Raw genomic sequence first — 7,240 nt, forward strand, 5'->3', positions numbered from 1 at the left:
ACGGGGGCGATATCGGGGTGCTGACGCTGGTATGCGCCGCTCTGAGTGACCCGGATTCTCTAAATAGCGCGCGCCGCGCCCCCTGTTGTGCGCCTCAAAGCGTTTTTGAATATCGTTGGTGATCCCGGTGTAAAAGGTTCCGTCGCAACATTCCAGAATGTAGAGAAACCAGGATTTCTCCCTTTTGGAAGGGGAGGGGGCCTTTTTTTTGGCCATTCCGTCGAGCATCCTTTTGTATTTTGGCTTCACAGGTATGGGATCAAATTAAAAAATCAGACATGCGCCGCATGGCCGTGAACAATAAGCGCCTTGGGCAATTTGCCGATATTTTTTGACGCCCTATAGATATCCACGGCTTTTTGGGCATTCAACGAGCATATCGAGTTTTCTGGCCACAATTTTCCTTTGCCGCTTCAAAAACCATGGACCTGGAATTTTCCCGTCTTCTTTTTTTGCTGACGAGTTTGGCTACTTGCTTCCGCCCCCAATAACCCTTGCGTTTTTTGGCTCCGGAATGTTCTGTTTTTAGAGTGTGCTTCATAAGAAATTAAGCGGCTTGCTTCACGGGTTAAAGAGCCGCCTTTTCCCCAAAAACCAGACGGCAAAACCGGCCAGGAGGATGACCCAGCTCCTCAAGTAGGCTTCGAGGGGATAGCGGACAAGAAGAACAAGGCAGAGAATGGAACCCAAAAAAGGGAAGAAGAGGGGAATCTTGAATCCCGCATAGGGCTCTTTTTGCAATTTCACCCGGATGAGGCTTGCATGCACCAAAAGGAACACAACAACAATCAAAAGACTGGTGGTTTGGGCAAGGGTTTTGAGCCCCCCCGTTAAAACGAGGGTCAGGGTGACTGCGGCGGTAAAAAGAATTCCCACCCACGGCGTTTGACGGACGGCGTGAACCCTTCCTGCTACGGGATGCACAAGCCCCTCCTGGGCCATGCCGTACAAAAGGCGCGAGGCCATAATGAGATTGGCCAGCCCCGTGTTGGCAATGGCCAGCATGGCGACCAGGGCGAACCAGTCGCCAACCCAGGTGTAACCCGCTTTTTCCAAAATAAGAAGGAGAGGGACGTCGGAGGAGGCGATAGACGCGTGCGGGACGGTTATCTGAAGAATGACCGTTACTGCGAAATAAATGACCGATGTCACGGCAATGGCCGCAAGAACGGCCCGGGGGAGATCACGCGAGGGATTTTTGGCCTCCTCGGCCAGATTGCACAAATCTTCAAAGCCGATGTAGGCGAAAAAGGCGATTGTCGCGCCCGACAGAACGGGGGCGATATCGCCCCTGAAGGAATTTGCAAAAAAAGGGGCGATGCTTTCTCCCGTGATCAGCCCGACGCCTGCCGCAATCACGGCCAGAAGCCCCGAAACCTCGATGGCCGTGAGGACGATATTGACGCGGGATGACTCCCTGATTCCCCAAAAACTTAAAAAGGAAAGCGCCAGCACAAAGAGAATCCGGCTGATAAAAGGAGGGAAGGGGATGATCTGTGCCAAATAACCGCTGAAGGCCGTTGTCACCGTTGCGGCGGAGGAAAGGCCGGTGCCAAGAACCAGGACGCCGGAAAGGGTGGCGATCAACCTGTTTTTGAACGCACGCTTGATAAAGGCGGCCGCCCCCGCCGCCACCGGAAAACGGGCGGATAGTTCGGCGTAGCTCAGTCCGGTCACCACCGCCAGAAAGGCGGCAAAGACAAAAGAAATCCATCCCGCATCGTACGCCACGGCGACGACCTTTCCCACCAGGGCGTAGATACCCGCCCCCAGAATGTCCCCGATGCCGTAGGTAACCAGCGCCCAAAACCCCAGATGGCGGGCAAGTGAGGGAGTCATGGAGTTGAAACTTCAATCGCGTATGAGGCAACCATCAACGGATCGCCCGAGACGTCAAAGGTTATTACCTGTCGGGCTGGGGGGTGGTCCTTAAATAAGGCTTGATCACCTTGTGCCCCTTGGGGAATTTTGCCGGGATCTCCTCGTTTTTCACCGACGGCACGATGATACAATCCTCCCCCTGCTTCCAGTTGACGGGGGTGGCGACGCTGTATTTGGCCGTCAGTTGGAGCGAATCGACGACTCGAAGGATTTCGTCGAAATTCCGTCCGGTCGAGGCGGGGTAGGTGAGGGTGAGCTTCACTTTTTTGTCCGGACCAATCACAAAAACAGAACGAACGGTCAGGTTGTCCAACGCCTGCGGATGGATCATCCCATAAACCTCGGCAATTTTCTTTTCCTTGTCGGCGATGATAGGGAAATTGACTCTGGTATTTTGCGTCTCATTAATATCGTTGATCCATCCCTTGTGGTCGCTAAGGCCATCAACGCTCAAGCCGATCACCTTGACGTTCCGTTTTTCGAATTCCGGCTTGATTTTTGCGACGTAACCCAGTTCCGTCGTACAGACCGGAGTGTAGTCCTTCGGATGGGAAAACAGGATCGCCCAGTTATTCCCCATCCATTCGTAAAAATCGATCGGGCCTTCCGTTGTTTCAGCCTTGAAGTTGGGGGCGGTTTCGCCCAGTTTGATGCTCATGGTAACCTCCTTTTTATATTTATGGCCCCTTTTCTAATCAACTCATCGTCATTTGTCCATACGTAAGATATTGGCATTATTTTCGTATTTTGATATAAGATTCAAAACAAAAGGGGAAATTGCTTTGATGAAATGCTTAAAATACGACACCCGGAAATTCTTTTTGTGCGGAATGCGGCTCTTTTTCGGGGTGTGGTTATTCTGCGTTGGTCTTGCGAAATGGATCTTCATGGGGCCCGGCACGTTTGTCGGTTTTATCACGGCTGATTTCGATAAAACCTGGTCGCCCCACGGTTTGAATGTTCTACTCGCCTGGCTGATCATTATCGCGGAGCCGGTTTTGGCCCTCCTCATTCTCTCCGGCAAGAAACCCCGCATCGTCTGGGCGCTGACTTCGTTGCTGATGTTCCTGCTGACCATCGGCCAGACCATCCTGATGAAGCCCGACGTGATTGCCAATTGGCAGTACCTGGTGCTGACGCTGGTATGCGCCGCTCTAAGTGATCCGGATTCTCTAAAAGGTCGGGCTCCCCGTTAAATAAGCGAACTGAACGAAGTCCAGGCAACCCGAAGTTTTAAATTGTCATCAAGATGATGAAGGCCACCGCGGACACATGGCAAAACATGGCGGGTGACGGCCTTGCCGTGATGCTCGGTTGGCTGATGAGCCGTTTCATGATTTGAACTAACCATCCAATTCTGAATTGGTTACCTGCCTTGAAATCTGCCGTCTTTTTTTTCTACTGATGGTTTTTGCTTCTTTTTTTCGTCCCCAATAACCTTTTCTTTTTTTGGGTCCTCCATGTTCGGTTTTGATGGTGTGTTTCATAAAATCCATACCACTCAGGCGGCTTTTTTCATGCGCTCCAATCCATCAAGAATGAAAACCCGAATCAACACCTGGTAAGGGATCCCTTGGGTTTCAGCCAACTGTTTTAATTCCGAAATAGTCGCCTCATCCAGAGCCACACTGGTGGGTTTTTTTCGCGCATTTTTATAACGCTTCATGGCTTCAAGAATCTTTGCGGCCTCCAGATTAAAAGGGCCCTCATATTCCTTGAGAGATTTTACGTAAGATTTCTTCATATTGTTTCCTTTCTTTTCGATGAGCAGGCCGAGCACAAACAACGGTTTGCCAAAAAAACCATCAGTAAACGGGCTCAGGTCTTAATATTGGCAGGCATCTTTGCGAAGTTTGCCTGTGCCTCACTCACCCGAGATCAAAAAGCAGAAATTCCGAGGCTTGGCTGGCCGTCATCTTGAGGCTTTTTTCGTCGCTGATTGCCGCCCCGTCCCCCTCCCGAAGGGATTGGCCGTTTATTTTCATTTCCCCCCGAATCACCTGAACCCACCCATGACGTCCGGTGGGAACAGACCAATCAAGGGTTTGACCCTTCTCCAGCAGGGAACAGAAAAGATCAACGTCCTGGTGAATCGTCACCGATCCATTTCTTCCATCCCGCGAGGCAACCAGACAGAGTTTTCCCCGTTTTTCCTCCGGGGAAAATGTCTTTTGTTCATAGCCTGGTTTCAGTCCTTTTTTTTCGGGAAGAATCCAGATCTGAAGAAGATGAAGCAGTTCTTTTTGGGAAGGATTATATTCGCTGTGCGTAACGCCGGTCCCCGCACTCATCCGTTGGACATCGCCGGGCTTAATCACCCCCACATTCCCCATGCTGTCCTTATGTTCCACAGCCCCCTCCAGGACATACGTGATAATCTCCATGTCTTGGTGAGAGTGGGTGCCAAAACCCTTTCCGGGCTGGACGCGGTCTTCATTGATGACCCGCAGGGTGCGAAAACCCATCTGCGCGGGGTCGTAGTAGTCGGCAAACGAAAAGGTGTGAGAGGTCTCCAACCAACCATGGTTGAAATGGCCCCTTTCCTCTCTTTTGCGAATTGTAATCATCCGAATAAGGAGTTCGGGCCCTCACACTTCAATGGCTTTTGAAGTCACCATGAAACTGCCCGAACCGACCGCAACCAGCCGTCCGTCTTTTGATTGAACTTCCATTTCAGCCACTGAAAAATTTTTCCCGGCGCGCAGAAGGCGGCCCGTTGCCGTCAAATCGGTTTGTTTGACCGCTTCCAAAAGACGGATGTTCAAATCCGTTGTAACCACCCACTTTTCATAATGAGCGGCGGCGGTAAACCAGCCCGCGTTATCAATAAGGGTGGCAATCAGTCCTCCGTGGGTATCATGCAGGGCGTGGTCGAAATCCGGGTTGCGCGGCATGACAAAAACAGCCCGACCCTCTTCATTGTAAGAGAGCGTCATGCCGGTTATCTTCTTGATCGGCGCCGATTCAAAGAGTTTGACGAATTGTTGGTAGACTTGCGTTTTGGAAGCCACTGCGTCACTTCCTGAAAAACGTTCGAGACTGGTTTATCAATAATGCCGACCAATTCCAAGATTTTTCTATAGAGGGAATGGCGCAAAAGGCCGGCGAAGAAAAGAAGGCGCGCGAAGAGAATTCAGAGCCGAAGCTGAACGCACGCACGGAGACGAATTGATGGAACGTGGAACCCGTTAACGAACGTCCGAGCGGCACCCGGCCCTTCCCGCCCCCCGAGTGGCACAAACCGCGCCATTCCGCCTTCGCTAAAGCTACGGCGGACTGTCACGGTTTGTGCAACCAATTGGCAAACTGTGCGCCCCCAACTTCGGGGTCACACAGTTTGCAGACCGATTGCCCACCCCTTAAGCGCGGCCCCCGGGCGTGCCCCCGACAGCTTCATTGGACTCGAGTGTTCTCAATCGCGTCGCCGGTTCAAGCCTCCCTCCCGAACCCTTCCGGCTTGAACCGGCGCCGACAAGTGTTCCAAATCGACACCGTCCTGCGGACTACAGTTTTTCAACCGCCTTGAAATTTTTCATCCTGGCCGTCCCCCAACCCCCCCCCACCCAATTGTTCCAAATCGGCCGGCCAGAGTGAACGGCTCCGGCGCCAGCTCCTTGCTTCCATCGCATCCACCATCTTTTGGAAGTCCACGCACTCCTTCTGGTCCCGCAATGCGGGACCAGCCGCTGGCCCCAGCCTTCGGCTGGGACCTCGCTTGTCCGCACTCCCCCACCCACCATTCCTGGTACTTCCCTCCCCACCCCAAAAATCTTCCCAGGGGTTCCCTCGAGCAACGGCCCCGTAAAGTTTCACTGTGCATCTGCACAGTCAGCGCATTTTACTGGCTTTTGGCTCCAAATCGAATTAAACTGGGTCTTATGCCAGAATCTTTAGTGCGTTCGAACGACTACCGGCAATTGGTCGCCGACCTTTCGGCCATTATTCTCCTGGGCCAACAACAGGCGATGTCAGCCGTCAATGAAATCCGTCTCAAAACCTATTGGGAGATGGGGCAGAAAATCAGCGAGGCCCAAGCGAAAATCGATCCCGCGGCTTCCGAAACTTTTATTTCCCAGCTTTCAGTGGATCTCAAAGTCGACAAGTCGCTCCTTTATCGGATCGTCCAGTTTTACGGCACCTGGCCTAACGGCGTGCCGTCCGTGGACGGTGCCGTCTTGAGCTGGACGCACCATGTTGAATTGCTCTCCCTCAAAGACAATGCCGAGCGGGAATTTTATCTCACCACCGCCTCGAAGGAAGGCTGGGGGCGAAATGCACTCAGAAAAGCGGTCCAGAAGGACTACTACAAGACCATCCGGCTCCAGCCATCCGCCGAACAGACCGGCACGCTGAAACGCGACCCCAATCCCCTCTATGTTTACAAGGCCGTCGTGGAGGATGTCGTCGATGGCGACACCCTCCTTGTCCGGATCGACCTTGGTTTTTCTGTCTGGGTCAGCCAGAGAATCCGCTTTCGCGGAATCAACACAGCCGAACTGGTCAAAGGGGGCGTGCCTGTCGGTACGGCCCCCGAACGGGGCGAACAGGCAAAGGCGTTTGTTCAGGAAAAGCTCACAGACATCCCCTTTATCGTCGTCAAAACCTACAAAACCGACATGTACGGCCGGTTTGTCGCCGATGTCTTCTACCATCCAACCATTTCCAAGAAGGAAGAAGTCGCCACCAAGGGGATCTTTCTCAATCAAGAACTCCTCTCTGCCGGTCTTGCCGACCTCATGCTATAATCTCACGAAATTTTTTGAGAAAAAACGAAACTCCCACGGTGGCTCGGCCGAAAACCTTATTGGCAGGGGTGAATCAGGGGTCTTTAAACAAAGGAGGGTTATGAATCAGCTCATTCCGTCGGAAAGAATCGAAAGCCACATCCATCTTGTTCGGGGCCAAAAGGTTATCTTGAGCACTCATTTGGCCGAACTCTACGAAGTACAGCCAAAAGTCTTGGTTCAGGCGGTCAAGCGGAACATCGAACGCTTTCCCGCCGATTTCCTTTTTCAGCTGACCGCCGAAGAGTTCGAAATCTTGAAGTCACAATTTGTGACTTCAAGTTGGGGCGGCCTCCGCCGGGCTAATCCCTATGCCTTTAGCGAACAGGGAGTCGCGATGATGTCCGCTGTCCTTCGTAGCCAGCGCGCCGTCCAGGTGAGCATCGAAATCATGCGGACTTTCGTTAGGTTACGGGAAGTCATGGCGGTCCATAAAGATCTCGCCCACAAGGTCGACAGTTTGGAGAAAAAATACGATTTCAAGTTCAAGATCGTCTTTGAAACGCTGGACCAGCTCATGGAACCGCCCCCGGAAATCCCTGAATTTACGAAGGTGAAGGGTTTTCAAAACAATC

The 7,240-nt window shown here is 52.4% G+C and carries 10 protein-coding genes; 3 read left to right on the forward strand and 7 right to left on the reverse strand.

From position 1 onward, the window contains the following. The 3 genes from HYU99_06665 to HYU99_06675 all read right to left on the reverse strand — a co-directional run. Positions 1 to 216, reverse strand: a 216-nt coding sequence (locus HYU99_06665) for a GIY-YIG nuclease family protein (protein MBI2340026.1), incomplete at its 3' end; no start/stop codon positions are given. A gap of 345 nt (positions 217 to 561) precedes the next feature. Next, complete coding sequence (locus HYU99_06670; GenBank protein MBI2340027.1) at positions 562 to 1,839, reverse strand: amino acid permease; 1,278 nt, start codon at positions 1,837 to 1,839, stop codon at positions 562 to 564. Positions 1,840 to 1,903: 64 nt separating this feature from the next. Then, a complete protein-coding gene (locus HYU99_06675) occupies positions 1,904 to 2,539 on the reverse strand; it encodes a peroxiredoxin (protein ID MBI2340028.1) in 636 nt (211 codons plus the stop codon). A gap of 127 nt (positions 2,540 to 2,666) precedes the next feature. Between HYU99_06675 and HYU99_06680 the strand changes: the two genes are divergently transcribed. Beyond that, on the forward strand, positions 2,667 to 3,077 hold the full coding sequence (locus HYU99_06680) for a DoxX family membrane protein (protein ID MBI2340029.1): 411 nt from the start codon (positions 2,667 to 2,669) through the stop codon (positions 3,075 to 3,077). Positions 3,078 to 3,224: 147 nt separating this feature from the next. On the opposite strand, the gene HYU99_06685 is transcribed toward HYU99_06680, so the two are convergent. The 4 genes from HYU99_06685 to HYU99_06700 all read right to left on the reverse strand — a co-directional run bounded on the left by HYU99_06685 (position 3,225) and on the right by HYU99_06700 (position 4,892). Beyond that, positions 3,225 to 3,368 (reverse strand): hypothetical protein, encoded by a 144-nt coding sequence (locus HYU99_06685; GenBank protein MBI2340030.1) that lies wholly within the window; start codon positions 3,366 to 3,368, stop codon positions 3,225 to 3,227. A 14-nt stretch (positions 3,369 to 3,382) separates the two neighbouring features. Then, a complete protein-coding gene (locus HYU99_06690; protein ID MBI2340031.1) occupies positions 3,383 to 3,625 on the reverse strand; it encodes a hypothetical protein in 243 nt (80 codons plus the stop codon). 124 nt (positions 3,626 to 3,749) lie between these two features. Continuing rightward, positions 3,750 to 4,448 (reverse strand): pirin family protein, encoded by a 699-nt coding sequence (locus HYU99_06695; protein MBI2340032.1) that lies wholly within the window; start codon positions 4,446 to 4,448, stop codon positions 3,750 to 3,752. Between the two features lie 21 nt (positions 4,449 to 4,469). Beyond that, positions 4,470 to 4,892, reverse strand: coding sequence for a PaaI family thioesterase (locus HYU99_06700; protein MBI2340033.1), 423 nt, complete (start codon positions 4,890 to 4,892; stop codon positions 4,470 to 4,472). A gap of 867 nt (positions 4,893 to 5,759) precedes the next feature. Here HYU99_06700 and HYU99_06705 point away from each other — a divergent pair. Together HYU99_06705 and HYU99_06710 are read left to right on the forward strand one after the other, a co-directional pair. Further along, positions 5,760 to 6,626, forward strand: coding sequence for a thermonuclease family protein (locus HYU99_06705; GenBank protein ID MBI2340034.1), 867 nt, complete (start codon positions 5,760 to 5,762; stop codon positions 6,624 to 6,626). A gap of 100 nt (positions 6,627 to 6,726) precedes the next feature. Next, the coding region (locus tag HYU99_06710; GenBank protein ID MBI2340035.1) for an ORF6N domain-containing protein at positions 6,727 to 7,240 on the forward strand (514 nt) is incomplete at its 3' end.

It is taken from the genome of Deltaproteobacteria bacterium (genome assembly GCA_016183175.1).
In the GTDB taxonomy this organism is placed as follows: Bacteria; UBA10199; UBA10199; order UBA10199; family SBBF01; genus JACPFC01.